The organism is Ammonicoccus luteus, from assembly GCF_050880385.1.
GTDB lineage: Bacteria > Actinomycetota > Actinomycetes > Propionibacteriales > Propionibacteriaceae > Enemella.
In genome coordinates this window covers 296,961-322,885 of record NZ_JBNZCI010000002.1, presented here as the reverse complement: position 1 = coordinate 322,885, position 25,925 = coordinate 296,961, and the positions used below count along the sequence as shown (strand labels likewise).

Sequence of the window (25,925 nt, the reverse complement as noted above, 5' to 3'; positions counted from 1 at the left end):
TGATTCGTTGCGCTTCGCCCCGGCGCCACTAGGCTCGGCCGCGCCGCGAGCGAGAGGAAACCATGTCCCGGATTCTGCTGTTGTCCACCTCCGACACCGATCTGCTCGCCGCCCGGGCGAGCGGCGCGGATTACGGCTATGCCAATCCGGTCAAGGTGGACCCCGAAGGCCTCTCGCAGTTGCTCGCTGACGCGGCTCTGGTCGTCTTCCGGTTTCTCGGGTCGGTGCAAGGCTTGCCCGACACCTATCACCAGGTCGTCGACTCCGGGCTGCCGCGCGTCGTGGTGGGCGGCGAGCAGGTGCCGGATGCCGCGCTCATGGAGCTCTCGACCGTGCCCGTGAACGTCGCGGCGCAGGCGCACCTCTATCTCGCACAGGGCGGGTTGGCGAACCTGGCGCAGGTCCACGCGTTCCTGTCCGACACGGTTCTGCTCGACGGTCTCGGGTTCGAGCCGGTGGCCGAACAGCCGCGGTGGGGCGTGCTCCCGCGTCCTGAACGCAGCGGTCCGCGCGTCGGCATCCTCTTCTATCGGGCCCAACAGGCCGTGGACAACACGGCCTATGTCACCGCGCTCGCGGATGCGATCGACGCGGCCGGTGGCGTCGGCGTCCCGATTTTCGCCACCTCCCTCCGCGATGCCTCCGCCGACCTCCTCGAGCACCTCGCGACCTATGACGCGCTGATCACCACCGTCCTGGCCGCCGGCGGCACCAAGCCCGCCACAGCGCAGGCCGGTGGGGACGACGAGGGCTGGGACGTGCAGGCGCTGGCCGCGCTCGACGTGCCGATCCTGCAGGCGCTGTGCCTCACCTGGTCCCGCGCGGAATGGGCGGGCAGCGACGACGGCATGTCCCCGCTCGACGTCGCGACCCAGGTCGCGGTCCCTGAGTTCGACGGCCGCATCATCGGCGCGCCGATCTCGTTCAAGGAGCTCGACGCCGACGGGTTGCCGCACTATGTTCCGGACGTCGAACGCTGCCGTCGCATGGCCGAGCTGGCCGTCAACCACGCCCGGCTCCGGCACGTGCCCGTGGGCGAGCGTCGGATCGCGATCGTCCTCTCCGCCTATCCCACCAAGCACTCCCGCATCGGCAACGCCGTCGGGCTCGACACGCCCGTGTCCCTGATCCGGCTGCTCGCCGCGCTGCGGTCGGCCGGCTATGACGTGGGGGAGCCCGGCGAGATCCCCGGCACCGGTGAGGTCGTGCCGGTGGACGGGGAAGCCCCCGAGACCACCGCGGGCAACCACCTCATGCATTCGCTCATCGAGGCCGGCGGCCAGGACGAGGAATGGCTGACCGCCGAACAACTCGCGGGGCAGCCCATCCGGATCGCGGTCGACGACTATCGGCGGTGGCTCGCGGATCTCCCGGCCGAGCTGGTCGACGAGGTCACCGGGGCCTGGGGCGAGGCACCCGGATCGGTGTTCGTGGATGGCGACGAGATCGTCGGCGCGGCTCTGCGCGCGGGCAATGTCGTGATCCTCGTCCAGCCCCCGCGTGGTTTCGGGGAGAACCCGATCGCGATCTACCACGACCCCGACCTGCCGCCGACGCACCACTATCTGGCCGTGTACCGCTGGCTCGAGCGCGAGTTCGGTGCCCACGCGATCGTCCACCTCGGCAAACACGGCAACCTCGAGTGGCTGCCGGGCAAGAACCTCGCGCTCTCGGCGGCCTGCGGTCCGGACGCCGCGCTGGGGTCGATGCCGGTGATCTATCCGTTCCTCGTGAACGACCCCGGGGAGGGTACGCAGGCCAAGCGCCGCGCCCACGCCACGATCGTCGACCACCTGGTGCCCCCGATGGCCCGCGCGGAGACCTATGGCGACATCGCCCGGCTGGAGCAGTTGCTCGATGAATACGGGAACGTCTCCGCCATGGACCCCGCCAAGGCGCCGGCGCTGCGCGGGGAGATCTGGACCCTGATCCAGGCCGCCCGGATGGACCACGACCTCGGGCTCGACGAGCGCCCGGACGATGAGGCCTTCGACGAGTTCATCATGCACGTCGACGGCTGGCTCTGTGAGATCAAGGACGTCCAGATCCGCGATGGGCTGCACATCCTCGGCCGCGCCCCGGAGGGCGACGAGCTGGTCAACCTCGTCCTTGCGGTCCTGCGCGCGAACCAGGTGTTCGGCGGGTCGGGCGGCGCGGTGCCCGGCCTGCGGGTCGCGCTCGGTCTTGCTCTCGAGTCGACGGAACTGGGCGAGACCGACCGTGCCGAGGAGGTCGCGGCCGATCTGGTACGCCGCCTCGCTGCCGCCGGCTGGGACACCACGGCGATCCCCGATCTGCTGACGGGTCTCCCGGAAGGCGCCGACCCCGAAGGCGTTGCCCGGTCGCTCGAGTTCGCGTGCCAGGAGGTTGTGCCGCGCCTGGCGAGGACGGTCGACGAAATCCCGATGGTGCTGCACGCGCTCGACGGCGGCTATGTCCCGGCCGGTCCGTCGGGTTCCCCGCTGCGCGGCCTGGTGAACGTGCTGCCCACCGGCCGAAACTTCTATTCGGTTGACCCCAAGGCCATCCCGTCGCGGCTGGCGTGGGAGACCGGTCGGGCGATGGCCGATTCGCTGCTGGCTCGCTATCGCACGGAAACGGGCGATTGGCCGCGGTCGGTCGGTCTGTCGGTCTGGGGGACTTCGGCGATGCGCACCTCGGGTGACGACATCGCCGAAGTGCTCGCCCTGCTCGGGGTCATCCCGGTCTGGGACGAGGTCTCGCGTCGGATCGTGGGTCTGGAGCCCATCCCGTTGGCTGAGCTCGGCCGTCCGCGGATCGATGTCACCGTCCGCATCTCCGGCTTCTTCCGCGACGCTTTCCCGCACGTGATCGATCTGTTGGACGACGCCGTGGCGCTGGTGGTGGGGCTGGACGAGTCGCCGGACGACAACTATGTCAAGGCCAACGCCGAGGCCGATCTCGCGACGCACTCGGACGCCCGACGGGCGCGCACCCGGATCTTCGGGTCCAAACCCGGCACTTACGGCGCCGGGATCCTGCCCCTGCTCGAGGCCGGCAACTGGCACTCGGACGCGGACTTGGCCGAGGTCTATGCGACGTGGGGTGGGTTCGCCTATGGCCGCGATCTCGACGGGGTGCCGGCGCGGGCGACGATGGAGGACAACTATCGCCGCATCCAGGTCGCCGCGAAGAACATCGACACCCGCGAGCACGACATCGCGGACTCGGATGACTACTTCCAATACCACGGCGGGATGGTCGCGATGGTTCGCAGCCTGACGGGGGCGGACCCGAAGGCCTATGTGGGCGACTCGACGGTGCCCGACGCGGTTCGCACGAGGACGCTGGCGGAGGAGACCTCGCGGGTGTTCCGCTCGCGGGTCGTGAACCCGCGGTGGATCGCCGCGATGCAGAAGCACGGGTACAAGGGAGCGTTCGAGCTCGCCGCCACCGTGGACTATCTGTTCGGGTTCGACGCGACCGCGGGGGTGGTGCCCGACTGGATGTACGAACAGCTCGCCACGACCTATCTCCTCGAGGAAGAGAACCAGGAATTCCTGCGGCGCGCGAACCCGTGGGCGCTGCGCGGAATGGTCGAGAAACTGCACGAGGCGGTCGACCGGAAGCTCTGGGCAGCACCCGATCCCGAGGTGCTCCAGCAGCTGCAGCAGCTCTATCTGGAGGTCGAGGGCGATCTGGAGGAGTGAGACAGCCGCCGGGCCGGGCACTCGGGAAGTTCGGGCGGCAGGCGAACCCGTGTCAGCCGGGCTCGGGTCGCAGGAGATAGGTGTCCATAACCCATCCGTGCCGTTCCCGGAGGGCAGCACGCGTCGCGATGAGCTCGTCGATCACGCCGTCCAACGGCCCCCGCACGAGCACCTCCCGGGGGTCGCCGAGATAGGCGCCCCAGCAGATCTCCAATCCGTGACCCGTGAGACCGCGGCACGCGAGATGACCGTCGAGCATCACGACCACGTCGAGCCCGTCGCGGAAGTCCTCGAGCAGCCGCCGTCCGGTCGTCACCAGGAACGGCCGGCCGACCCGGTTGAGCGGCACTCGATGCCGGGCCGCGAGCAGCTGGATCGCCGAGATCCCGGGGACGACCTCACAGGAGATCGTCAGGTCCGCCGCCAGCGCGTCCACGATGCGCAGCGTGCTGTCATAGAACGCCGGGTCGCCCCACACCAGGAACCCGTACGTCAGGTCCGGCTCCGCCGCGATGATGGCCCGGTAGCGCTCGGTCCGCGCCCGATGCCAGTCCGTCACGCCGCGGCCGTAGGCGGCCGCGTCACGCTCGGCGTCCGGCCCGCGCTCGGGATCCGGCACCTCCACCAGCCGATAGTCCCCGGTGATCCAGCGCGCGCAGATCTCCTCGCGGGCCGCGACGAGGTCGCGCTTCGCGCCGCCCTTGTCCGCGACGAGGAACACGTCGACCTCGTTCAGCGCCACCACGGCTGCCCGGGTCACCTGCTCGGTGCCGCCGGGGCCGATGCCGATCACTTTGATGCTCGTCACCCGGCCGATCCTAGGGCCGTCGCGCCGGCGAACGACTGGCGCAGCAACACCGCCAGGAGCCGCTGCTGGACGTCGGGGGGATAGTCCTCGGGCCACGACAACGCCGCCACCGTCAGCCCGTCGACGGCAATCGTGAGCAGCGCCGCACGGTCCCGGGCCTCCGGCACGCCCGCTCCCTCCAACAGGCTCGTGGTCAGGCGCACGACGTCCCGATGCATCTCGTCCGCCGCAGGGCGCAGGGCCGGGCTCACCCGGGCCCGTTCGACGAAGGCCAGCCAGACCGCGCACTCCCGACGCCGTCGTTCGTCGAGGGGGAGCAACTCGGCATAGACCCCGACCACCGCAGCCGACAGTTCCCGGTGGTCGGCACGGTGGAACGCCGCCAGGATGCGCTCCCCGTGGGCCTCGATCCGTGCGGTCACCCGCTCGGCCATCGCCCGGGTCGCGGCGAGCATGAGCGCGTCATGGGACTCGAAATAGTGCCGCACCGAGCCCACGTTCAGACCCGCCTCCCGCGCGACGTTCCGCAGGGAGGCGGCCTCCACGCCGCCCTGCTCCACCAGCCGGAACACGGCATCCACGATCAGTGCACGGCGCTCGGCGACATCCACGACTTTGGGCATGGAGCCAATGTATCCCACGTGTGCTAAAAAGAATCTATCACAGTCGTGACAAATACTCGGGAGGGGCCATGACCACCGCCACCACCGTTCGTTCGGCACACCCACCCGATGCACGGACACGCATCGGCGCCCTCGACGTCGCCCGCGGGATTGCGATCTTGGGCACCCTCGCGACCAATATCTGGCTGTTCAGCCACCCAGGTGGCATGCTCGGCTATCTCACCCACCCGACCTCGCCGGGCGCCCCTGCCGTCCAGCAGGGGGTCGAACGGGTGCTGATGGCGCTGGCCAACGGCAAATTCCTGGGCCTGCTCACCCTCATGTTCGGCATCGGTCTGCTCATCCAGGCCGAGTCGGCAGCCCGACGCGGTCGCCGCTGGCCGGGGGGCTATCCGGTCCGCATGGGGCTGCTGTTCGCCGAGGGGTTGCTGCACTTCCTGCTGATCGCGGAGTTCGACGTCCTCATGGGCTACGCCGTCACGGGCGCGATCGTCGCCGTGCTCGTCGTGCGGACGCCGAGGGTACGCCGGGTCTGGGCGGTCCTTGCCGGAGCCCTGCACCTGCTGATCGTGACCGCGCTGACGGTTCTCCTGCTGTCGGTCGGCAACGCCCCGGGCGGCGCGATGCCGGGCGAGGCGGTCTATCGCGACGGATCCTGGTGGGATCTCGTCGTGCTCCGCCTCGACCACGCGGTGCTGTTCCGGGCGGAACCGGTCTTCATCGGGTTCCTCTCGGTGACGATGTTCCTGCTGGGAGCCGAGCTCCATCGGCGCGGCATCTTCGAGGAGCGAGCCCGGCCCCTGCGGGTCCGCCTCATGGTCGCCGGCGCGTTCGCCCTGGTCCTCGACCTGGCCCTGGCGTGGCTGGTCCCGGAGGCGGTCTTCATCTGCCGCTATGTCCTGGCCCAAGTGGTGGCCATCGGCCTGCTCGCCCTGATCGCCACCGTGGTGCGAGGTGGCGGTGGTCGGCTGGGCGGCGTGCTCGCTCCGGTGGGACGGATGGCGCTGAGCTGCTACATCCTGCAGAACCTCGTCTGTTCCGCGCTGTTCCATGGGTGGGGCCTGGGGCTGAACTCCGTCGATCCCGGCGCCCGGCTCTGGGTGACCGCCTGCGCCTATCTGGCGGTCTGCACGGCCATGGTCCTGGTCTCGCGATGGTGGCTCGGTCGGTTCTCCCGAGGCCCCGTCGAGTGGGCCTGGCACGCGTCCTACCGCGTGCTCGTGCGGTGATCGGTGCCCTACAGTCCTCCTCATGCGTGAGTTCGACCATGACCGCGTCGCTGCAGCGGTCCGCGAAATCCTGATCGGCATCGGAGAGGATCCCGACCGTGATGGCCTGCGGAATACCCCGGATCGGGTGGCGCGCGCGTATGCCGAGATGTTCGCCGGCATGCGGAAGTCGCCGGAGGAGGCACTGTCCGCGGTCTTCGACATCGCGCATGACGAACTGATCCTGGTGAAGGACATCGAGCTGTGGAGTTGCTGCGAGCACCACCTCGTTCCGTTCACAGGGGTGGCCCATGTCGGTTACATTCCCGGCCCGGACGGGCACATCACCGGACTCAGCAAGCTCGCCCGGCTCGTCGATGTCTATGCGAAGCGACCTCAGGTCCAGGAACGACTGACCACCGAGATTGCCGACGCTCTCATGAGCCACCTTCAGCCGCTGGGCGTGATCGTGGTGATCGAGGCCGAGCATCTGTGCATGACCATGCGCGGGGTCAAGAAGCCCGGCTCCCGGACGGTGACCAGTGCGGTGCGCGGGCAGTTGCGCAACCCCGCGACACGGGCCGAAGCCATGAGCCTGATCATCGGGTCCTGATCCCGCGGACACTCCGCAGCCAACCTGACCCGCTGGGACCGGACCACCGTCCGCGCCACTAGCATTGCCCGTCGTGATTCTCGATCCCGGCCCCACCAAGGTGATGGGCATCATCAACGTCACGCCGGATTCGTTCTCGGACGGCGGAGACTGGTTCGACCATGACCTCGCGATCAGTCACGGTCGGGATCTGCTGGCACAGGGTGCGCACCTGATCGATATCGGCGGCGAGTCCACGCGTCCGGGGATCATCCGCACCGACTCCGCGGAGGAACTCCGGCGGATCCTGCCCGTTGTCGAGGCGCTCGCAGCCGAGGGCGCGATCCTCTCCATCGACACGATGCGCGCCGAGGTCGCCGTCGCCTGCGTCCAGGCGGGGGCAGCCCTCATCAACGACGTCTCCGGCGGTCTCGCCGACCCCGCGATGCTCCCCGCGGTGGCCGAGCTGGGCGTGCCCTTCGTCGCGATGCACTGGCGCGCGCACTCCACGCAGATGCAGGACCTCGCCCACTACGAGAACGTCGTGATCGACGTGCGCGACGAACTCGCCGCTCGTGCAGAGGCCGCCTTGGTTGCGGGCATCGCGCCGGAGCGCCTGATCCTCGATCCTGGCATCGGTTTTGCCAAGACCGGAGCCCACAATTGGGCCCTGCTCGAGCATCTGGACGTCCTCGCCGAGCTCGGATTTCCGCTTCTTCTGGGGGTTTCCAGGAAACGTTTTCTCGGGGATCTCTTGGCTGCGGAAGGCCGGCCTCGGCCACCCAAGGAACGCGATGATGCCAGTGCTGCGATCACGACGATTCTCGCGCTGCAAGGAATCTGGGCCGTGCGTACGCACTCGGTGCGACAGCACCTGGACGCCATAGCCGTGGCGACTCGTTTGTCCGGACGTTGAGAACCGTTCATCTGCTCGACCCCGTCCACCCACCGTGGACGGTTCGGAGGTCCCCCTGAGTCGGCTAGTGTGCTTTGACCGTCAACGCAGGATGCCTTGATTCTGCGTGCCCGCGCGGTGCGTTGCCTCCGGGCGGCGGTGACGTCCACACAACCGGAAGCAGCGCAGAACGAGCAAAAGGAGGCGACGCGTTGGAGCCACAGGCCACCGACCGGATCACCCTCACGGGGATTCGCGCGTTCGGGCACCACGGGGTTCTCCCGCACGAGCGCACCCATGGCCAGCAGTTCAGCGCCGACGTGACTCTTTTTCTCGACCTCGCGCCCGTGGGCGCCTCCGATCGACTCGCGGACACCGTGGATTACGGTGCGGTTGCTGCCGCGGTCGCCGAAGAACTGACCGGGCCGGCTCTCGACACCATCGAGGCGCTGGCCCACCGCATCGCCGATCGATGCACAACCGACGAGCGTGTGCGCGCGGTCGAAGTGACCGTCCACAAGCCGATGGCGCCTGTTCCCGTCGTGCTCGCCGATGTCTCGGTCACCATCATTAGGAGCAACAGATGACTCATCCCTTCGCCCTCGATGTCGACACCCTGAGCGGCATGCGTCCCCTGTCGACCGCCGTGTTCTCGTTGGGCTCCAACCTCGGAGACCGACTGGAGCACCTGCAGCTCGCCGTGCAGGCGCTGGCGAGCACCCCGGATCTCGTGATCGTCGACGTCTCGCCGGTCTATGAGACCAAGCCGGTCGACGCCCCGGCCGGCAGCCCCGACTTCCTGAATCTCGTGGTTGTCACGGAAACCACCCAGCCTGCCCGCGTCCTCCTGGAGCGCGCTCACGCGATCGAGTCCGCGCACGAGCGGCACCGCGAGGAGGTCCGCGGCCCGCGCACGCTGGATGTCGACCTGATCGTCGTCGGGCGTGCCGTCAACGAGAGCCCCGAGCTGACGCTGCCGCACCCCCGGGCGCACGAGCGGGCTTTCGTCCTCGCGCCGTGGGCGGACATCGCGCCCGAGGCCGAGATCCCGGGCCGCGGCCGCGTGGCGGACCTGCTGGCGACGGTGGACACGTCCGGCATCACCCGTCGCGACGATCTGGTCGTGGAGGCCTGAGTTTGGCTCCGCCCGGCCGGGAGCCGAGCGATCCCGGGCAACCCGGAGAGCGCGACCGACTGGGGCTCACTCCGGTGAGCACTCTCGGCATCGCCGCACTCGCGGGCGCGGTGGCTTCCCTGGTGCTGGTGCTCGTCACGCAGCGCCTCATCGGGCATCCCCCACTGCTGCCCTGGAGCGGACCCTTGGTCCTGCTGTTCGTGGCGGCACTGCTCGCGGGCATGGCGTTCACCACGTGGCGCCGCATCCAGGTCCGCCGGGAGCCGATCGAGGCCCAGCGTGCGGTGACCTTTCTCGCCCTGGGCAAGGCATCCGCAATCGGCGGGGCAGCGATCACGGCGGGCTATCTGGTGTTCGCTTTCGTCTCCGCGGACAACCTTGCTGCCGCGGGCCCGCAACAGCGAGTCATCAGAGGCCTGACGGCCGCGGTGGCCGGCGTGCTCATCATGGCAGCGGGACTCTGGCTCGAGCGTGCGTGCCGCGTCCCGGAGCCACCGGACGAGGACGAGCATGAGGAACCGCTGAACCGTTGATGGCAATTCCGGAAGATTGCGAAATGGCGGGCGAGCCGGAATCCGCTATCGTTGCCTGTCCCCTAGGATGCCCGCATGGCTAGTCAGCAAGCGGATCGCCGCACCACCACGTCGTCGCTGCGACGTGCCGCCATCTATACGTTGGGCGCGGGGGGCGTGCTGGCCATAGCCGCCGCCTTCGGTCCCATCTGGATCGTCCGGGCGGGGATCGCACTCGCCCTGATCGCCGGCGTTCTGGCCATTCGTTTCGCCTGGCGCGAGACCCGCCAGGAACGCATCGAGCACGGCAAGGAAATCGTGCGCCAGGTGCGATCGCACGGCGAGCAGCTCTCGGTGGAGCGGCAGCGCAACCTGGAGATCGTGGACGTCCTCCGGCGGGCCAACGAGGACAGCGACGAAGAGGTCGTGAAGCTGCAGATCCGCATCGGGCAGTTGCGCACCGAGCTGTCGTCCCTGCGGGGCGACAATGCGTCGCTGAAGGCTGACGTGGTCCTGAGGGATCGCCAGATCAAGCGACTCACCACCGATCTCGCCGCCCGAGAGGACGAGCTCCGGATCCTCAAGGGTCTCGCCGACGACGCGGAAGTCCTCTCCATGCCGCGTTACGGAACCAAGGCCGACTGGGATGCACTGCCCACCGCCGAGGACCTGTGGGCAGACGGCAACTATCCGACCGTCGTGGACCTGCAGCGACTTGCCTATCCCGCGGAGACCAGCACCGACGAGGTGCGCAAGCAGGCCTGAACCGCACCGCTGCGACCGATGCTGACCGGCGCGTCCCATCCGGGGCGCGCCGTTGGCATGTCAGGGCCGCGCGCCTATTTGTCGACGTCCCCGATCACATAGCCGACGGATGCGAGCACGGTCTCGACCGCCGCAACCGGCGTACCCACCAACAACTCCTCCAGCGCCGCCACATGATGGAATGAGGGGCTCCGCAGCTTCATCCGCCAGGGCGTCTTGTCCCCGCGGGACACGAGATGGAACCCGGTGCGCCCCAGCGGTGCCTCCACGAACGAATAACTCTCCGCCTCCGGCAGTTTCACGATCTTCGGCAGCCGCACCTGGATGGGCCCGTCCGGCAGCCGCGCACAACAGGTCCGCACGACGTCGGCTGAGACTTGACACTCGGCGGCCAGCAGCGCGAAGCGGGCGCGTGCGTCGCCGGTGGTCCCCAAGCGCGTGATGTCGAACCCCAGCTCGGCATAGGGGCCGTGGTGGCGGTTGTCGAGGGGTACGCCGGCCGCGCGGGCGAGCGGCCCGCTCAAACCGAACGAATCAACCAGGTCGGCGTCGATCATGGCCAGGCCGTCGCCGGGAAGGGGGAGCCCTGCGAGCTCCTGCGCAAGCTGGCTCAACTCCGTCATGAGCGTGGCCTCGTCGTCGAGCCAGCCACCATCCGGGTCGACCGCGACGCCGCCGATCCGGACAGCCATCGGGTGGATTCGGTTTCCGGTCAACCGAGAGGTCTGGCCGCGCAGCCGTTCCCGGGCCGCCCGCACACGGGTCGCGAGCGCGACGTCGGTGCGGGCTACCCAACCCAGGAACCCAAGATGGCTCAGGATGCGGGTGTGTTCGGCCAACAAGGTCCGGAGCCAAGCTGCACGCGGCGGGGGCGTCAACCGCAGCAGCCCCTCGAAGGCCTCGGCTGCGGCAAGCTCGCCGAAGAACGGCGCCTGCCAGTCGTGGCGGTCGGCCAGCATGAGGATCTGGCGATAGTCCCGGGCCTCGAACAGCTTCTCCACGCCTCGATGCATGGCTCCGGGCAGGACACGCGCCGACGTCACGACATCCCCGGCGGCGACGACGTTGATCTCCAGCAATCCCGCCCGCGTGGGATGGTCGGGCCCCAGATCGAGGATGATCGTCGCGGCGTCGGCCGGCAGGCCGGCCGCCAGCGAGCCGACGAGGATCCGTTGCGTGGTCACCGGACCATTATGGTTCGCGCGCCGCACCGACGCGGTGCGCGACCAGCCAGAAGGCGCCGAAACGGTCCGGATCGCGCAGGAGGGCCTGTTGACTGCGCAGGGCAAGCCCATCAAGGGGTGTTCGCGCCTCACCGACCGGCCAGAAATCGGCGGGCAGGTCCGCCAAGCGGGTGCACCAGAGTCGTTCGGCGCCCAACTCCTCGACAGCCGCGGCCAAGGAGTCGACCGCGACAGATGCGGTCACGTTGGCCCCCGGGCCGGGCGGGACCGGCCGACCCCGCAGGTGGGCGGCGAGACCCCCGTCGGCAGGGCGGCCGTCGACCATGTGGCCATAATCGATCGTCGCGAGCACGCTGCCCGGTGCCAGCCGTTCGGCCAGCCAGCGCCAGGCGCGGTCCCGCGTGTGGCCCACCACCGCGCGTCCACCCGGCTCCAGCCGAGGCCACCAGCGCTCGAGCCAACGGGCGTCGGCCGGCGTGAGCGCGGCCGTGCGGCCACTCGGCCCGAGCGCCACCGGCCTTCCCCATTGATCACGGCACGCCACGGTCGCGGGCAGATCATCCAGCCATTCCACAGCGATTGCGAGTTGCGGATCCGAGCCCAACGGCGGCGTTCGTCCGCGCCATTCCTCGTGCACCACATCCCAGGCGGCCGTGATTCCCTGCCACTTCCCCGAGCGCGGAGAACTGCGAACATCCACTCCGGCGCAATCCAAAAGAGGATCACGGGCGGAAAACTCGTCGAGAATAGCGCCGTCCCCGGCGCCGATCTCCAACAGTCCGCGCAGGTCGAATTCCTTTATCCAGGTCAGGAATAGCGAGCTCAGGGCGCCTGCGCAAAGCGAACTGGGTGTGTCGAAATGCTCCCGCGGCCGGTTGGTGCCCCAAAAGTCGGGGTCCCACCAGTCCGGCGAATCGGGAATCAAAAGAACTTCCTCCATAGTGCAGATTCAGGTTGCCTGGAACATTCTGAAAGATTACGCTCGAAAATAGCGGAATCCCCCGTCCCACATCAGCAATTTGGAAGGTGCCCATGGCCCAGCGGGTCCAGATCATCCTGGAAGACGATATCGACGGCACGACCGCGGACGAGACAGTTCGGTTCGGTCTTGACGGCGTGGATTATGAGATCGATCTGTCGATCGAAAATGCGGAGAAGTTGCGTGACGCAATGGCCCAGTGGGTCGGGCACGCTCGCAAGGTGTCGCGTGGTCGGGGGACCGCGACAGGTCGGCGGAGCAGCAGCGGCGGCGGCACTTCACCGACCGAGATCCGGGCTTGGGCCCAAGCGAACGGGCTGGAGGTCAGCAGTCGTGGCCGCGTGCCCGCCCACGTGCGCGAGGCGTTCGAGGCCGCTCAGCGCTGATCGCCGTGGACCTCGGCGAGCTTTATGCCGGGCCTTGGCAGGACTTCGTCGCCGGCCGTGATCGATTGGCGGCGGCGGCGAAGGCGGCTGGTGACGCAGGGGGCGCGCGCGCAATCAAAGCGCTCAGAAAGCCGACCAGGGGCGCCTGGTTGGTGAATCTTCTCGCCCGTCACGAGACGGAGAGGCTTGCCGAAGTCCTTGAGCTTGGCGAGTCCCTGGCCCGCGCGCACAGGGACGCTGACCCGGACGAATTGCGGAGGCTGTCCGCCTTGCGCGGGGCAGTGGTCAACTCCCTGGCCGGACGCGCGACCGCGCTGGGCGCCGAACGCGGTTATGCCGCCCCGGACAGCGTCCGCCAGGAGGTGTCCGAGACCATCCAGGCGGCGATGGCCGATCCGGCGCTCGCCGATCGTGTCCTGGCAGGCGCGATGACGGCAACGGTCCGGGCGGCCGGATTCGGGCCCGCGGATCTGTTCGCCGCCGCTCCAGACCTGGCGACGGTGATCCCGTTCCCGCAGTCCGCGCCCGCCAAGCCAGCGGCGCCGGCCGTGCCGGCAGGGCCCGATCCGGCGGAGGTGCGTCGGCTCAGCCGGGACCTCGGCCGGGCCGAGGCGCGCTGGGAGGAAGCGCGTGACAGATTGCAGCGCGCCGACGCGGCAGCGACAACGGCTGCGGAGGCACTGGCCGACCAGACGGCTCAGGTCACCGAAGTCAGCGAGCGGGCGGCGGCGCTGCGGTCGGCCCTCGCCGCTGCAGAACTGCAAGAACAGGCCGCGATCGCCCGACGGGACGAACTCGCCGTCGAAGCCGAGAACAAGGACAACCTCCGTCGGCGGGCCGCTGCGGAAACGGCGGAGTTCGCCGAGCTCATCGAGCGGCTCAACCGAGAACTGGCGGACCTGGGCATCGAGCCCTAGGCAGGCCGGCGACTCAGCACCGTCGGATTCAGCAGTGCGAGGCCACGATGATTTCTGGTGCTGTCGGTGCATCGCCTTCCGGTTGCGGAATCCCGGCGAACACCTCGGGTGTGTGCAATTGCTGCCATCGCTCGAATGGCGCCACAATCATCCCGACGGCGCCCACGACATAATCGGTCGGGACGAACGCGTTCGTCGCGGATGGGCCGTCCATATGGCATCGTGAATCGGCGGACGCATTGCGATGGTCGCCCAACACGAACAGGTGATTCCGCGGGACCACGACCTCGAACTCCATCTCGGAGGGGCGCACCGGACCAGCCGCATCGGCGTACAGATATTCACCCTCATCGAGCGCAGCGCCGTTCACCGTCACGCGGCCCTCGGCATCGCAGCATTTGACGCGGTCACCCGGCAGGCCAATCACGCGTTTGGTCAGAAAGTCCTCGCTCGAGTTCGGCAGGACCCCGATGAACTCCAGAGCTTTCGCGGCCGGATTCGTGCGGCCCGTTCCGGTCCCGGTCACCCACTGGCCGGGATCGGAGAACACGATCACGTCCCCGCGTTTGAAATCGGTGATCTTCTGGGCCACGACTTTGTCGTTGACCTGCAGGGTGTTCTGCATCGACCCGCTGGGAATGGTGAAGGGTTCGAACACGAACGCCCTCAGCAGCGCCGAAATGATCAGCGCGCCGAGGACGACGAGGAGGACTTCTTTCAGGCCTCCGAGGAAGCGTCTCCCCGCCGGAGACCGATCGGTCACCTGCGGGCGAAAGGCTTGCGGAAGGCCAGGGTGGCCATCGCGATTGCGCTGATCAGGATGGCGATGCCGATCACCATGTGGGTGACGACGAAGCCGCCGATCTCTCCGAGCGCATATTGCACAACGATGAGCACCGTGGTCCCGAGGACGTGGAAGGCGAGCCCCGGGTTGCCGCCGTTCTTCTTGTTGATGAACGCGGCAACGCTCGCCACCACACCGGCCACGATCGTGGCCAGACCGATATAGCCGTGCACGGTCCACAGGCTGGCCGAATAGTCGGCGGTGAACATGAAGCCGCCGAGCAGGAACTGGGCCAGCGCTCCCACCGCAGTGAGGAGCGCGGTGATGCGCAGCAGGGTCACGACGGGGGTAGCGGCAGGTCGGTGGGAGGTAGCAGTCACGGCCCGCAGCCTACCGACGCGGGACAAACGTCCAGCCGCTCGCCGAGTGTCGGAACGCCGTGCAAGAGTCCCGACATGAGCATTGAGGGGCCATTGCTGGCCGCGGTCGTCGAGACCTCCGTGCGGGTCGCCGCCACGGCTTCGCGTCGCGCGAAGGTGGCCGAGTTGGCCACGCTGCTGCGCCGGGTCCCGGTGGACCGCGTGACGCAGGTGTCGGCGTATCTCTCGGGGATCATCCCCCAAGGCCGACTCGGCGTCGGCTGGCGGACTCTCGCCGAACTGCCCCCACCCGCAGCCGAGCCGACGCTCACCCTCGCCGAGGTCGAACGGTTGTTCGCCGACCTGGCGACGACTTCCGGTCCCGGATCCGCGGCCCGCCGTGCAGGGCTGGTGGCCGAGCTCTTCGCTTCGGCCACTGCCGACGAGCAGGTGTTCCTGCGGCGGCTGATCGGCGGCGAACTGCGCCAGGGCGCGTCCGCGGCCGTGATGCTCCAGGCGGTGGCGTCGGCGGCCGGGTTGGGGGAGGAGACAGTACGCAGAGCGGCGATGCTGGCCGGTTCGGTCGTCGCGGTCGCCGAGCCCGCGCTGCGGGGCGGTGCGGCGGCGTTGGGGGAGATCGGTTTGCGGGTGGGTACGCCGATCCTCCCGATGCTCGCCGCCTCCGCGCCGGACCTGTCCACGGTGTTCGCCCGGGACGGTGAACGGGTCGTCGAGCGCAAGCTCGACGGGATCCGGATCCAGGCGCATCGCTCGCCGGACGGGATCCGGCTGTTCACGCGGAGCCTCGATGACATCACGGCCCGGCTGCCGGAGGTCGTCGCCGCCGTGGCGGGACTCGACTGTCGACAGGCGGTGCTCGACGGTGAGGTGCTCGCGCTGCGCGCCGACGGGACCCCCGAGCTGTTCCAGGTCACGGGCGCCCGGGCAGCCACTCGGGGTGAGCGTGACCGCTCGAAAGCGCCCGGCGCTTCCGAGACGGCGCCGGTGCCGCTGACGCCGTGGTTCTTCGATCTCCTCCATCTTGACGGGGTCGACCTGCTCGACGAACCGCTCGCAGCACGACGGGCCGCGTTGCAGCGGCTGGTCGGTGACGCCACCGGGCTCCTGGTCCCGGGCATCCGCACCGACGATCCCGCCGAGGCGCGGGAGTTCTTCGACGCGACCGTCGCGGCGGGACACGAAGGCGTGGTGGTGAAGGATCCGTCGGCACCCTATGCCGCGGGCCGGCGGGGCAGCTCGAGGATCAAGGTGAAGCCGGTCCACACGCTCGACCTGGTCGTGCTGGCGGTGGAGTGGGGCAGCGGCCGCCGGCGCGGCTGGCTCTCCAACATCCACCTCGGCGCCCGCGACCCGGACACGGGCGACTTCGTGATGGTCGGCAAGACGTTCAAAGGCATGACCGACGAGATGCTGCGGTGGCAGACCGAACGCTTCACCGAGCTGGCGACCGACCGCGACGACTGGGTCGTGACCGTCCGCCCCGAACAGGTCGTGGAGATCGCCGTCGACGGGGTGCAGCGATCGCGGCGCTATCCGGGGGGAGTCGCCCTGCGGTTCGCGCGGGTGCTGCGCTATCGCGACGACAAGTGCGCCGACGACGCGGACACGATCGACGCGGTGCGGGCACTGGGCGGCGGTGGCGTGTCAGCTCACGAGTGAAGGAGTCGCCCGGTCAGCGCAGCCAGAGCCACGCGGCGAGGCCGAAGCCACACATGGCGACGAAGACCCGCAGGCCGCGTTCGGGCAGATATTCCTGAATGCGCGGGCCGAGCCAGCCGCCGACCACGCACCCCAGCCCCAGCGCCAGTGCAGCGAGCCAGTTCACGGGACCGCCGAGAAAGAGTGCGGACACGATGAAGGCGACCGCGGCCACGAGATTGGTGACCCCCAGCAGGATCGACTTCAGCACCATCGCGCGCCCGAACGGTTCGGACGTGGCGATCAAGGTGACCGCGAGATAGATCACCCCGGCGCCGGCGCCGAAATAGCCGCCGTACAGACAGATCAGAAACAGCGCGACGAGATAGACCGTCCGATTGTCCTGTTCGCCACGCAATCGGGCGAGCCACGGCTGGGCCAGCAGCGCCACCGAACCGAGGATGATCAGCCACGGCACGATCGCCTCGAACGTGCTCTCGCCGCCGGTCAGCAACAGGACCGCACCCACCAGACCGCCGACCGCCGAAACGGCCAGCTGTGGCACCAGCCATCCGCGTTCGCCCCGGAACTGGCGCCCCGCACGAGCGGTCGTGCCGATGCCGATGCCGACGAGCCCGAGCGTGTTCGACACATTGGCTGTCACCGGCGAGAGGCCAGCCGCCAGCAGGGCGGGATAGCTGACCAGCGAGGCCAGGCCGGTGAGATAACCGATGATCCCGGTGCCGATCCCCGCCACGATGAGCAGCCCGAACGTTGTGAGTTCCATACCGAGCAGCAGCGTACGCCCATGGCGAACGCCGCCCAGCCGGGAATGACCCCGTGACCCCGGGCGTTGTTCCCTCACGAGGCATCTTGGAGTTGAGCCAGTCCGGCTCAGGCCGGTCAACCTGAGGGTTGACGGCCCACCCCTGCTGCAAGGTGCGACTAGAGTTGGGGGATACCAGGAGTTCGGCGTCGCCGGGCGCGCTGCGAGCAGGGCGCCGTGAGGGTGGCGTCGCGTGAGGAGACATACATGTTCGAGCGGTTCACTGACCGGGCCCGGCGGGTCGTCGTGCTCGCCCAGGACGAAGCCCGGATGCTCAATCACAATTACATCGGCACCGAGCACATCCTTCTGGGTCTCATCCACGAAGGTGAGGGCGTGGCGGCCAAGGCTATGGAGTCGCTCGGGATCTCGCTCGAGGCTGTGCGGGAAAAGGTCGAGGAGATCATCGGCCACGGTCAGCAGTCGCCGACCGGGCACATCCCGTTCACCCCGCGGGCCAAGAAGGTGTTGGAGCTGTCACTGCGCGAGGCGCTGCAGCTCAACCATTCCTATATCGGCACCGAGCACATCCTGCTCGGTCTGATCCGCGAGGGTGAGGGCGTCGCTGCGCAGGTGCTGGTCAAGCTGGGCGCGGATCTCAACCGCGTCCGCAACCAGGTGCTGCAGCTGCTGTCGGGATTCCAGGGCGGCGGCAAGGGCGAGCCGGCCGGTGTCGGCGCGACCACCGAGGGCGGCGGCCAGGGGCCGGCGAGCTCGACGGTGCTCGACCAGTTCGGCCGCAACCTGACCCAGGCCGCGCGCGAGAACAAGCTCGACCCGGTCATCGGGCGCGAGCCCGAGATCGAGCGCGTGATGACGGTGCTCTCGCGGCGGACCAAGAACAACCCGGTTCTGATCGGCGAGCCCGGTGTCGGCAAGACCGCTGTCGTCGAAGGCCTGTCGCAGCAGATCGTGCGTGGCGACGTCCCGGAAACTCTGCGCGACAAGCAGATCTACACGCTCGATCTGGGTGCACTGGTCGCCGGTTCGCGCTATCGCGGTGATTTCGAGGAACGCCTCAAGAAGGTGCTCAAGGAGATCAAGACCCGCGGCGACATCATCCTGTTCATCGACGAGATCCATACCCTTGTCGGGGCCGGTGCGGCCGAGGGCGCGATCGACGCGGCCTCGATTCTCAAGCCGATGCTGGCGCGCGGCGAGCTGCAGACGATCGGCGCGACGACCCTGGACGAATATCGCAAGCACATCGAGAAGGACGCCGCGCTCGAGCGGCGCTTCCAGCCGATCCAGGTGGCCGAGCCGTCGATCGCGCACACCATCGACATCCTCCGTGGCCTGCGGGACCGCTATGAGGCGCACCACCGGATCACCATCACCGATGCGGCGCTCACTGCGGCCGCGCAGATGGCCGACCGTTATATCCAGGATCGCTTCCTGCCGGACAAGGCGATCGATCTGATCGACGAGGCCGGGGCACGACTGCGGATCCGCCGCATGACCGCGCCGCCGGACCTGCGCGAGTTCGACGAGAAGATCGCCGGCGTCCGCCTCGAAAAGGAGGCGGCGATCGACGCCCAGGACTTCGAGCGCGCCGCGCGCCTGCGCGACGACGAGAAGAAGCTTCTCGGTCAGCGCGCGGAAAAGGAAGAAGCCTGGAAGATGGGCGACAACGACACCGCCGCGGAGGTCGACGAAGAGACCATCGCCGAGGTGCTCAGTTCCGCCACCGGCATCCCGGTGTTCAAGCTCACCGAGGAGGAGTCCGCTCGCCTGCTCAAGATGGAGGAGGAGATCGGGAAGCGCTACATCGGTCAGCACGACGCGGTGAAGGCTCTCTCGCGGTCCATCCGGCGCACGCGGGCCGGGCTGAAGGACCCGAAGCGTCCCAGCGGATCGTTCATCTTCGCCGGCCCCTCGGGCGTCGGCAAGACCGAGCTCACCAAGGCCCTGACCGAGTTCCTGTTCGGGGACGAGGACGCGCTGATCTCGCTCGACATGTCGGAATACTCGGAGAAGCACACGGCTTCGCGGATGTTCGGCTCCCCGCCCGGCTATGTCGGCTATGAGGAGGGCGGCCAGCTCACGGAGAAGGTGCGGCGCAAGCCGTTCTCGGTGGTCCTGTTCGACGAGATCGAGAAGGCCCATCCGGACATCTTCAACTCGCTGCTGCAGATCCTGGACGAGGGTCGGTTGACCGACGCCCAGGGCCGCGTGGTCGACTTCAAGAACACCGTGATCGTCATGACCACCAACCTCGGCACGCGCGACATCAACAAGTCCGTCAACCTGGGCTTCGCGCAGGCGGGGGACACCGAGTCGAGCTACGAGAAGATGAAGGCGAAGGTCTCGGACGAGCTCAAGCAGCACTTCCGGCCCGAGTTCCTCAACCGCATCGACGAGGTCGTGGTCTTCCACCAGCTGAGCCAGGCCGACATCGAGCGGATCGTCGACCTCATGGTGGCGCAGATCGAGGAGCGCCTCGCGGATCGCGACATGGGCATCGAGCTCACGCAGGCCGCCAAGGAACTCATCGCCAAGCGCGGCTTCGATCCCGTCCTGGGCGCCCGCCCGCTGCGTCGGGCGCTCCAGCGGGACATCGAAGACATCCTCGCGGAGAAGATCCTGTTCGGCGAGGTGAAGCCGGGCGAGATCGTCCTTGTCGACGTCAACGAGGAGGCGGATTCCTTCGAGAACCCGTTCACGTTCACGGGGTCCAAGGCCGGCGAACTGCCGGACACCCCTCCGGTCGAGCTGAGCGCGGGCGACGCCGACGGCGACGCGTGACGACGAACCCCCTCTGAAAGCGGGCCGGGCCGACAGGTCCGGCCCGCTTCGCGTTCCGGTTGGGGATCATCGGGTCAAGTACGCTGGCCCGGTGCCCAACGGGGTCGGCGCGGGACTGGAGGAGCAAGCGGCATGGGACGTCTCACGGGTCGGCGGATCCTCGCTGTGCTGGCGACGTTGCCGTTCCTGGTGGGCCTCGCGGCCTGCAGCGGTGCCACCGCGGACGCCGACACCGTCTATGTGGTGGGGGATTCGCTGGCGGCCGTCGACTCGGATGTCATCGAGCTTCGCTTCGGCCCACCGTCCTGGGTCGCCCACCTCGACCCCGAGTTCACCGTGCTCGGCGCGTCTGCGGCGGCGGGGGCAACGACCGAGGACCTGTCTTCCGCGGTGCAGCGATCCGACGCGCACACCCTGCTGATCCTCGCCGGGGTGAACGATGCGGGGGTGTTGGCGTTCGACACGACTGCGTACCATCTCGAAGCCATCGTCGAACGCACCCGCACCCCACACGTCGTGCTCTCCACCATCCCGCCCCACAACGACCGGCCCCAGGTCCACGTTCAGTTCAACAGCAACCTCGGGTTGCTCGCCCGGGACAAGGGCTGGCAGTTGTGCGATCCGATGGGCCAAGTGCGGGACGGGGTCCTGTGGGCCCCTGGGATGAGCGATGACGGGCGCTATCCGAACGAGGCGGGGGCCCGGGCGATCGGGCGGGCGTTGTCCGAATGCGTCCGGGAGTCGCGGTGAACGCTTGGGTGAAAGAGCCCGAGCGGGCGGATTTCGGGGTTCGGGGGGTACGCCGGCTTCTCGGCCTCGGCGCCGCCGCGGGAGCGGGCCTGGCGCTCATCGTGGCTCTGGTCCTCTCGGTTCAGGCTCTGATGTTCGAGTTCACCACCGCAGAGGCGATCGGCGAGGTGGTCGCTGTCCAGCCAGTTCCGGCCGGGACGGATCAGTCACGGCGCGACCGCCATGGTGTGACCGTCGAATATCCCGACCGCAACGGCCAGTTCCGCCGATTCGATGACGTGGTCGGTGGCACGGCGCCGGAGAAGGGTGGCGAGATCACCGTCCGCTATCGGATGGGACCGCCGGTCGAGGCGCGGGTCGAGAACAGATGGTGGCTGTGGCGGCCTGCGACGATCGCCGGCGGCGTCGGGCTGGTGCTCGCATTGTTCGCCGAGGAGTGGCTGCGCAACCGCCGGCGTTTCGCTTCCACATCGCGATGACCCGCACCTCGCCCGTCTGGCTCGTTCTCGGCTCGATCCTGTCCGTCCAGTTGGGCGCGGCGATCGCCAAGACGCTGTTCGACGACGTCGGCCCGTCGGGCATGGTGTGGCTGCGGCTCGTGACGTCCACGCTGGTGTTTCTGGTGCTGATCCGGCCCCGCGTGCGGGGTCGCACGCGTCAGGACTGGTGGGCGGTGCTGGGGTATGGCGCTTCCCTCGGCCTGATGAACTGGGCCATCTATCAAAGCTTCGCTCGGATCCCGTTGGGGTTGGCCGTCACGCTTGAGTTTCTTGGACCGTTGACGGTCGCGGTGCTCGGGTCCCGGACCGGGCGGGACCTGATCTGGGCCGGTCTCGCCGGTCTCGGAGTGCTGCTCCTCGGGCTCGGCCCGAGCGATCTCGACCTGCTGGGCGTCGTCTTCGCTCTGCTCGCAGGTGCTGGTTGGGCGGGCTACATTCTCACCGGCAAGCTCGTCGGCGGTCGCTGGAAGGGACTGGATGGTCTGGCGGTGAGCAGCACGATTGCGGCGCTTCTGGTGACGGGGCCGGCACTCGCGGGGGAGCGCGGTGATATCTGGCGCCCTGATGTGGTGCTGATCGGTGTGGCGGTTGGCCTGCTCTCGTCCGTCATCCCCTACAGCCTCGAGCTCATCGCGTTGCGCCGGATCCCGCCGCGGGTGTTCGGCATCCTGATGAGCCTCGAGCCTGCCGCTGCGGCGCTGGCCGCGCTGCTCCTGCTGCGCGAGACGCTCAGCCCGGTCGAACTGCTGGCGATGGCCTGTGTGATCGTGGCCTCCACCGGGGCAGCCCGCTCAGGACAGTGAGCCGGTCGCCTCGGGCGATTTGGCGTCCGGGGCGGGCACGGGCGGGCGGGTCGCCCACTGCTGCCGGAGTTCCCGGCGGGCCAGCCAGCGCCCGCCCAGGAGCAGCAGGATGCTCAGCGGAAGCACCGCGACGAACATTGCCGGCGACGGGTGCAGTTCCAGGATCACCGACGCGAGGGCAAGGCCACCGAAGGTGTCCGCCGTGGCACCGATCACCCGCTTGAACTCGGCCCGGCCCCGGCCGACAGCGTTCCGGCCGCGCGATCCCCGAAGGTCCAACAACAGCCACCAGGCTGCGGCCATCGCCAGACCCACGACACCGTGGGCCACACCGTCGCGGGTGAAGTCGCCGCCGACGCCGCCGAGGAAAGCAACCGACCAGACGGCGATGATGACCGTGCCGTCACACAGCCACACGGTGCGGAGATACCGCCGATACCACGCCGGGACAGTCGTCATCGCTGCTCCACCTTTCGTCGGTCGAGCCCGGTCGCGGGTGCGCCGTTGCTCCCGTTGCTGCTGCTGGGCAGGTCGTTGAGCACGATGCCGACGACCTGCCCGCCGGCATCCGCCAGGGTCGCCAGGGCGGTGGCCAACTCTCGCTCGCTGACGACTCCGCTGCGCACCACCACGATGGCGCCGCCGACCTGGGTCGCGAGCACCGCCGCGTCCGCGACCGGAAGCAGTGGTGGGGCGTCGAGCAGGACGTAGTCGTACCGCACCTCCGCGGACCTCAGGAACCGGCACATCGCCTCGGACGCGAGCAGTTCCTCCGGATTCGGCGGGACAGCGCCGGCGCCAAGGACATCGAGCCCGCGCTCCACGCCGGGTCGCACCAGTTCCCAGGCGCTCGCCTGCCCGCTCAGGGCATAGGACAATCCCAGCGAGTCCTCGAGCCCGAACCGGGTCATGATCGAGGGATGGCGCAGGTCCGCGTCGATCAGGAGCACCCGATGGCCGGCCTTTGCAAGCATCTTCGCCAAGCGGGTGACGGTCGCGGTCTTTCCCTCGCCGGCCAGCGCACTGGTGAAGACCAGAGACGAACGCCGCTGACCGCCCAACCTCAGGAACCCGAGGTTGGTGCGCAGGGCCCGGAACGCTTCCTCGTCGGAGGCCGGGTCGAGGTGGTCGGTTGCGTCGGCTTGGTTGGTGATGGCTCCGACCACAGAACTGTCGGTGATTCGCGCGATGTCACCGGCTGTGCGGACGCGTCGGTCGAGTCGGTCGCGGAGCAACGCCTGTCCCAGACCCAACAGCATTCCCAGAAGCAGCCCGAGGAGCAGATTCCGGGTGGGGCTGGGTGAGGTGGGGGACGTCGGCAGGACCGCCCGTTCGATAATCGTCGCCTGCGCCACCTGTGCGTTGTCGGTCCCGCGAGGAGACAACTCGGCGATCGCACGGACGAGGCTCTCCGCTGCACCGTTGGCGACATCGGCCGCCTCCCGGGCATCCGGGCGAGCGGCCGAGATCTCGATGACGGAGGTGTCCTCGGGTGACGATGCGGCAACGTCGTCGATCAAGTCCTGTGCCGTGGCATCCAGTTGCAGGCTGTCGAGCACCGGCTGCAGCACGAAGGGGGACCGCGCCACCTCGACGAAGGACTTGATGAGGCGTTCAGCGTTCACACCCTGACCCGGCTCGCCACTGCCACCGTTCTCGACCGAGACGAAGACCGAGGCCGAAGCCGTCCAGGTGCGGGCCTGCAGCAGGCTCAAGGTCGCGGCCAAAGCGATCACGATCAGCAGGGTCGCTGCGGTGCTCCGCCAATAGCGTCGCACCACGCTCAGCTGATCTTGGACATCCATCGTGCATCCCCGGTCTGTCGCGGCTCCAGAGCCGCCTGTGCTGCTTTCGGACAGAGCAGGATGGTGACCTGCTCAGGCTTCTCTCAACCTTGGCAGGACCCGCACGATCTGAACACTTCCCGGGCTCGCTGTTGCCACTTTGAGACCATTCTCTGAAGTCGCACTTGAGACCAGCGCCCGGTTGGCGGTCAGCGCGGCAGGGCGTACCCCTCGGCGACCTCGACCACCAGTCCGTCCGCCACCAGCCCCGCCAGCGCCCGCTCGCGCTGGGTGGCCTCGGGCCAGACCGTCTCGAGTCGTCCCGCCGGCACCGCCTGTTCGGCTTCCCGAAGCACCTGCAGCAGCAGTCCGCGGACCTGGCGGTCGGTGCCTGCGTACGCCTGACCGCGACGAGGCGGGCCATCGTGAGCCGGACGCCCGGCCGCAAACCATGCGCAGTGACCCGCGATCGGGCACGCCCCGCACGTCGGGTTCACCGCCGTGCAGATCAAGGCACCCAACTCCATCGACCCGGCCGCCCACGTGGCGGCGCCGCCGGCGGGGACGAGCGCAGCCGCGAGCCGCCGCTCGGCCGCCGTCGGCGCGGGCGCGGGAAATTGCAGGCCGGTGAACGCGCGCGCCAGAACCCGCCGGATGTTGGTGTCGAGCACCGGGTGGGCCTGACCGAAGGCGAAGCTGGCAACGGCCGCCGCCGTATAGTCCCCGACCCCCGGCAACGCCAACAGATCCGCGATGTCGCTGGGGACCTCGCCCTCGTGCCGCTCCTCGATCGCCACGGCAGCCGCGTGCAGTCGCAGCGCCCGGCGCGGATAACCCAGCCGGCCCCACGCCCGGATCGCCTCACCCGCGGGCTCCGCAGCAAGTGCGCCGGGCGTCGGCCACCGGTCGAGCCAGCGGCGCCAGGGCTCGAGCACTCGGGCGACGGGCGTCTGCTGCAACATGAACTCGCTGACGAGCACGCCCCAGGGGCTGCAGTCCGATCTTCGCCACGGCAGATCCCGGGCGTTCTCTTCGAACCACGCCGACACCGTCTCGATCACCGCTGACGCGGTGTCGGGGCAAGTCGCGGGATCGGCGGGCACCCGGCGACCCTACCGGCGTGGCACCCTGATTCCACGAGCAGGGGAATCTAACCTGCTGGCATGGAGGGATTGCTGCATCCCGTCGGGCCCGAAGACGCGCGGACGTACTGGATTCGTCGAGCCGCGGCTGTGCTCGTCGTCGTGGTGCTGGTGGTCGGCTTGGGATTCATGATTGCGAACATTGGCCGCGCCGACGCTCCGGTGGTGGCCGAGCCCACCGGGCCCGCACCCCAGGCCCCGGCTCCCGCCGCACCCGCACCGGAGGCGCCCGCGCCGATGGACAGGGTCATCGAGGAAGAAGCCGTTCCCGTCCCGTCGTCGGCCGAAACCAGCCGACGTGCTCCGGCCAGGGCCGAAGAACCCGCGGATGAGTCCGGACAGCAGCAGGCTCCGGCAGCCCCGAACCCGTCGACCGGACCCACGCGGCCCGCCATCCCGAACACGTCCGCTGCGCCGCCCGTCAGTGAGGACCCGCTGCCGCCCGAGCCCGAGAACACTTTTCACCGGCCCGCGTCGCTCATGGAACAGGTGAGCGGCCAGACACCGGCAATGTGCGATGACAAGGCCGTCAAGGTGTCCATCGATGGTCCGACGCAGGTGCGGAAGGACAATCCGGTGATGTATGCGATCGGCATCACCAATACCTCCGACAAGGACTGCGCGATCCTCGTCAACGACAAGACCTTCGAGCTCAAGGTGCATTCCGGGCAGGATCGCATCTGGTCCTCCCACGACTGTGTGGCGGGGATGCCGCCGCGGGGTGCGGTCCTCGCTGCGGGGCGCAGCCTGGAGTGGCAGATGGAATGGCGGGCCGACCGGTCAATGGCCCAGTGCAAGACCGATCCGGAGCCGATGGGGTCCGGCACCTATGTCGTCACCGCCCAACTGGCCAACGCGGGGCCGGCCCAGTTGGTCCTGCAGTTCGAAGCCTGAATGA

Annotated in this window: 26 protein-coding genes; 16 read left to right on the top strand and 10 right to left on the bottom strand. The window is 68.8% G+C overall.

The window, feature by feature from the left end; genetic code table 11:
* Positions 1-62 precede the first annotated feature (62 nt).
* Positions 63-3,671, top strand: a complete 3,609-nt coding sequence (cobN, locus tag ACQ260_RS06860) for a cobaltochelatase subunit CobN (protein ID WP_432558674.1) — start codon at positions 63-65, stop codon at positions 3,669-3,671.
* Positions 3,672-3,723: 52 nt separating this feature from the next.
* On the opposite strand, the gene cobF is transcribed toward cobN, so the two are convergent.
* Positions 3,724-4,479 carry a precorrin-6A synthase (deacetylating) gene (cobF, locus tag ACQ260_RS06855; protein ID WP_432558673.1) on the bottom strand — a complete coding sequence of 252 codons (756 nt, stop codon included), beginning with the start codon at positions 4,477-4,479 and terminating at the stop codon, positions 3,724-3,726.
* Positions 4,476-5,102, bottom strand: a complete 627-nt coding sequence (locus tag ACQ260_RS06850; RefSeq protein WP_432558672.1) for a TetR/AcrR family transcriptional regulator — start codon at positions 5,100-5,102, stop codon at positions 4,476-4,478. The genes cobF and ACQ260_RS06850 overlap by 4 nt, the downstream gene beginning before the upstream one ends.
* Positions 5,103-5,170: 68 nt before the next feature.
* Between ACQ260_RS06850 and ACQ260_RS06845 the strand changes: the two genes are divergently transcribed.
* The 7 genes from ACQ260_RS06845 to ACQ260_RS06815 all read left to right on the top strand — a co-directional run bounded on the left by ACQ260_RS06845 (position 5,171) and on the right by ACQ260_RS06815 (position 10,209).
* Complete coding sequence (locus ACQ260_RS06845; RefSeq protein WP_432558671.1) at positions 5,171-6,331, top strand: DUF418 domain-containing protein; 1,161 nt, start codon at positions 5,171-5,173, stop codon at positions 6,329-6,331.
* A gap of 22 nt (positions 6,332-6,353) precedes the next feature.
* Positions 6,354-6,923, top strand: a complete 570-nt coding sequence (folE, locus tag ACQ260_RS06840; RefSeq protein ID WP_432558670.1) for a GTP cyclohydrolase I FolE — start codon at positions 6,354-6,356, stop codon at positions 6,921-6,923.
* A gap of 103 nt (positions 6,924-7,026) precedes the next feature.
* On the top strand, positions 7,027-7,818 hold the full coding sequence (gene folP, locus ACQ260_RS06835; protein WP_502219705.1) for a dihydropteroate synthase: 792 nt from the start codon (positions 7,027-7,029) through the stop codon (positions 7,816-7,818).
* A 191-nt stretch (positions 7,819-8,009) separates the two neighbouring features.
* Complete coding sequence (folB, locus tag ACQ260_RS06830) at positions 8,010-8,384, top strand: dihydroneopterin aldolase (RefSeq protein WP_432558668.1); 375 nt, start codon at positions 8,010-8,012, stop codon at positions 8,382-8,384.
* Positions 8,381-8,932, top strand: a complete 552-nt coding sequence (gene folK / locus ACQ260_RS06825; RefSeq protein ID WP_432558667.1) for a 2-amino-4-hydroxy-6-hydroxymethyldihydropteridine diphosphokinase — start codon at positions 8,381-8,383, stop codon at positions 8,930-8,932. Before folB ends, folK begins: the two co-directional genes overlap by 4 nt.
* 74 nt (positions 8,933-9,006) lie before the next feature.
* Positions 9,007-9,465 (top strand): DUF3180 domain-containing protein, encoded by a 459-nt coding sequence (locus ACQ260_RS06820; protein ID WP_432558666.1) that lies wholly within the window; start codon positions 9,007-9,009, stop codon positions 9,463-9,465.
* A gap of 75 nt (positions 9,466-9,540) precedes the next feature.
* The gene (locus tag ACQ260_RS06815) at positions 9,541-10,209 is read left to right on the top strand and encodes a hypothetical protein (RefSeq protein ID WP_432558665.1); all 669 of its coding nucleotides are present in this window, start codon (positions 9,541-9,543) and stop codon (positions 10,207-10,209) included.
* 74 nt (positions 10,210-10,283) lie between these two features.
* Here ACQ260_RS06815 and ACQ260_RS06810 read toward each other — a convergent pair whose 3' ends face one another.
* Together ACQ260_RS06810 and ACQ260_RS06805 are read right to left on the bottom strand one after the other, a co-directional pair.
* Positions 10,284-11,393: an NADH-quinone oxidoreductase subunit D-related protein gene (locus ACQ260_RS06810; protein WP_432558664.1), complete on the bottom strand. Its 1,110-nt coding sequence runs from the start codon at positions 11,391-11,393 to the stop codon at positions 10,284-10,286.
* Positions 11,394-11,400: 7 nt separating this feature from the next.
* Entirely contained in the window at positions 11,401-12,333 is a 933-nt protein-coding gene (locus ACQ260_RS06805; RefSeq protein WP_432558663.1) for a hypothetical protein, read from the bottom strand.
* Between the two features lie 92 nt (positions 12,334-12,425).
* On the opposite strand from ACQ260_RS06805, the gene ACQ260_RS06800 reads away from it, so the two are divergent.
* Both ACQ260_RS06800 and ACQ260_RS06795 read left to right on the top strand, forming a co-directional pair.
* Complete coding sequence (locus ACQ260_RS06800) at positions 12,426-12,758, top strand: histone-like nucleoid-structuring protein Lsr2 (protein ID WP_432558662.1); 333 nt, start codon at positions 12,426-12,428, stop codon at positions 12,756-12,758.
* 5 nt (positions 12,759-12,763) lie between these two features.
* Positions 12,764-13,675, top strand: coding sequence for a hypothetical protein (locus tag ACQ260_RS06795; RefSeq protein ID WP_432558661.1), 912 nt, complete (start codon positions 12,764-12,766; stop codon positions 13,673-13,675).
* 28 nt (positions 13,676-13,703) lie between these two features.
* Here the strand turns inward: ACQ260_RS06795 and lepB are convergent, their stop codons facing one another.
* Together lepB and ACQ260_RS06785 are read right to left on the bottom strand one after the other, a co-directional pair.
* Positions 13,704-14,438 (bottom strand): signal peptidase I, encoded by a 735-nt coding sequence (gene lepB / locus ACQ260_RS06790; protein WP_432558660.1) that lies wholly within the window; start codon positions 14,436-14,438, stop codon positions 13,704-13,706.
* Entirely contained in the window at positions 14,435-14,839 is a 405-nt protein-coding gene (locus tag ACQ260_RS06785) for a hypothetical protein (RefSeq protein ID WP_432558659.1), read from the bottom strand. The genes lepB and ACQ260_RS06785 overlap by 4 nt, the downstream gene beginning before the upstream one ends.
* Positions 14,840-14,914: 75 nt before the next feature.
* Here ACQ260_RS06785 and ACQ260_RS06780 point away from each other — a divergent pair, with 75 nt between their 5' ends.
* On the top strand, positions 14,915-16,498 hold the full coding sequence (locus ACQ260_RS06780; protein WP_432558658.1) for an ATP-dependent DNA ligase: 1,584 nt from the start codon (positions 14,915-14,917) through the stop codon (positions 16,496-16,498).
* A 13-nt stretch (positions 16,499-16,511) separates the two neighbouring features.
* Here the strand turns inward: ACQ260_RS06780 and ACQ260_RS06775 are convergent, their stop codons facing one another.
* On the bottom strand, positions 16,512-17,342 hold the full coding sequence (locus ACQ260_RS06775; protein WP_432558657.1) for a sulfite exporter TauE/SafE family protein: 831 nt from the start codon (positions 17,340-17,342) through the stop codon (positions 16,512-16,514).
* Between the two features lie 168 nt (positions 17,343-17,510).
* Here ACQ260_RS06775 and ACQ260_RS06770 point away from each other — a divergent pair, with 168 nt between their 5' ends.
* The 4 genes from ACQ260_RS06770 (at position 17,511) to ACQ260_RS06755 (ending at position 22,101) form a co-directional block, all read left to right on the top strand.
* The gene (locus tag ACQ260_RS06770; protein ID WP_432558656.1) at positions 17,511-20,048 is read left to right on the top strand and encodes an ATP-dependent Clp protease ATP-binding subunit; all 2,538 of its coding nucleotides are present in this window, start codon (positions 17,511-17,513) and stop codon (positions 20,046-20,048) included.
* Between the two features lie 132 nt (positions 20,049-20,180).
* On the top strand, positions 20,181-20,798 hold the full coding sequence (locus tag ACQ260_RS06765; protein ID WP_432558655.1) for an SGNH/GDSL hydrolase family protein: 618 nt from the start codon (positions 20,181-20,183) through the stop codon (positions 20,796-20,798).
* A complete protein-coding gene (locus tag ACQ260_RS06760; RefSeq protein ID WP_432558654.1) occupies positions 20,795-21,277 on the top strand; it encodes a DUF3592 domain-containing protein in 483 nt (160 codons plus the stop codon). The genes ACQ260_RS06765 and ACQ260_RS06760 overlap by 4 nt, the downstream gene beginning before the upstream one ends.
* A complete protein-coding gene (locus ACQ260_RS06755; RefSeq protein ID WP_432558653.1) occupies positions 21,274-22,101 on the top strand; it encodes an EamA family transporter in 828 nt (275 codons plus the stop codon). Before ACQ260_RS06760 ends, ACQ260_RS06755 begins: the two co-directional genes overlap by 4 nt.
* Here the strand turns inward: ACQ260_RS06755 and ACQ260_RS06750 are convergent.
* From ACQ260_RS06750 to ACQ260_RS06740, 3 genes are all read right to left on the bottom strand, one after another.
* A complete protein-coding gene (locus ACQ260_RS06750; RefSeq protein ID WP_432558652.1) occupies positions 22,090-22,560 on the bottom strand; it encodes a hypothetical protein in 471 nt (156 codons plus the stop codon). The two genes, ACQ260_RS06755 and ACQ260_RS06750, sit on opposite strands and share 12 nt — an antisense overlap.
* Complete coding sequence (locus ACQ260_RS06745; protein WP_432558651.1) at positions 22,557-23,906, bottom strand: tyrosine-protein kinase domain-containing protein; 1,350 nt, start codon at positions 23,904-23,906, stop codon at positions 22,557-22,559. Before ACQ260_RS06745 ends, ACQ260_RS06750 begins: the two co-directional genes overlap by 4 nt.
* 188 nt (positions 23,907-24,094) lie before the next feature.
* Positions 24,095-24,988 carry an iron-sulfur binding domain-containing protein gene (locus tag ACQ260_RS06740; RefSeq protein WP_432558650.1) on the bottom strand — a complete coding sequence of 298 codons (894 nt, stop codon included), beginning with the start codon at positions 24,986-24,988 and terminating at the stop codon, positions 24,095-24,097.
* A 60-nt stretch (positions 24,989-25,048) separates the two neighbouring features.
* Here ACQ260_RS06740 and ACQ260_RS06735 point away from each other — a divergent pair, with 60 nt between their 5' ends.
* A complete protein-coding gene (locus ACQ260_RS06735; RefSeq protein ID WP_432558649.1) occupies positions 25,049-25,921 on the top strand; it encodes a hypothetical protein in 873 nt (290 codons plus the stop codon).
* The last annotated feature ends 4 nt before the right edge of the window (positions 25,922-25,925 follow it).

Excerpts from the sequence above, each read along its gene's own strand:
- ACQ260_RS06750 (WP_432558652.1), bottom strand. The coding sequence starts at position 22,560 with ATGACGACTGTCCCGGCGTGGTATCGGCGGTATCTCCGCACCGTGTGG.
- ACQ260_RS06805 (WP_432558663.1), bottom strand. The coding sequence starts at position 12,333 with ATGGAGGAAGTTCTTTTGATTCCCGATTCGCCGGACTGGTGGGACCCC.
- ACQ260_RS06745 (WP_432558651.1), bottom strand. The coding sequence starts at position 23,906 with ATGGATGTCCAAGATCAGCTGAGCGTGGTGCGACGCTATTGGCGGAGC.
- ACQ260_RS06845 (WP_432558671.1), top strand. The coding sequence starts at position 5,171 with ATGACCACCGCCACCACCGTTCGTTCGGCACACCCACCCGATGCACGG.
- folP (WP_502219705.1), top strand. The coding sequence starts at position 7,027 with ATGGGCATCATCAACGTCACGCCGGATTCGTTCTCGGACGGCGGAGAC.
- cobN (WP_432558674.1), top strand. The coding sequence starts at position 63 with ATGTCCCGGATTCTGCTGTTGTCCACCTCCGACACCGATCTGCTCGCC.
- ACQ260_RS06755 (WP_432558653.1), top strand. The coding sequence starts at position 21,274 with ATGACCCGCACCTCGCCCGTCTGGCTCGTTCTCGGCTCGATCCTGTCC.
- ACQ260_RS06850 (WP_432558672.1), bottom strand. The coding sequence starts at position 5,102 with ATGCCCAAAGTCGTGGATGTCGCCGAGCGCCGTGCACTGATCGTGGAT.
- folK (WP_432558667.1), top strand. The coding sequence starts at position 8,381 with ATGACTCATCCCTTCGCCCTCGATGTCGACACCCTGAGCGGCATGCGT.
- ACQ260_RS06815 (WP_432558665.1), top strand. The coding sequence starts at position 9,541 with ATGGCTAGTCAGCAAGCGGATCGCCGCACCACCACGTCGTCGCTGCGA.
- ACQ260_RS06735 (WP_432558649.1), top strand. The coding sequence starts at position 25,049 with ATGGAGGGATTGCTGCATCCCGTCGGGCCCGAAGACGCGCGGACGTAC.
- ACQ260_RS06770 (WP_432558656.1), top strand. The coding sequence starts at position 17,511 with ATGTTCGAGCGGTTCACTGACCGGGCCCGGCGGGTCGTCGTGCTCGCC.
- ACQ260_RS06800 (WP_432558662.1), top strand. The coding sequence starts at position 12,426 with ATGGCCCAGCGGGTCCAGATCATCCTGGAAGACGATATCGACGGCACG.
- folE (WP_432558670.1), top strand. The coding sequence starts at position 6,354 with ATGCGTGAGTTCGACCATGACCGCGTCGCTGCAGCGGTCCGCGAAATC.
- ACQ260_RS06765 (WP_432558655.1), top strand. The coding sequence starts at position 20,181 with ATGGGACGTCTCACGGGTCGGCGGATCCTCGCTGTGCTGGCGACGTTG.
- ACQ260_RS06780 (WP_432558658.1), top strand. The coding sequence starts at position 14,915 with ATGAGCATTGAGGGGCCATTGCTGGCCGCGGTCGTCGAGACCTCCGTG.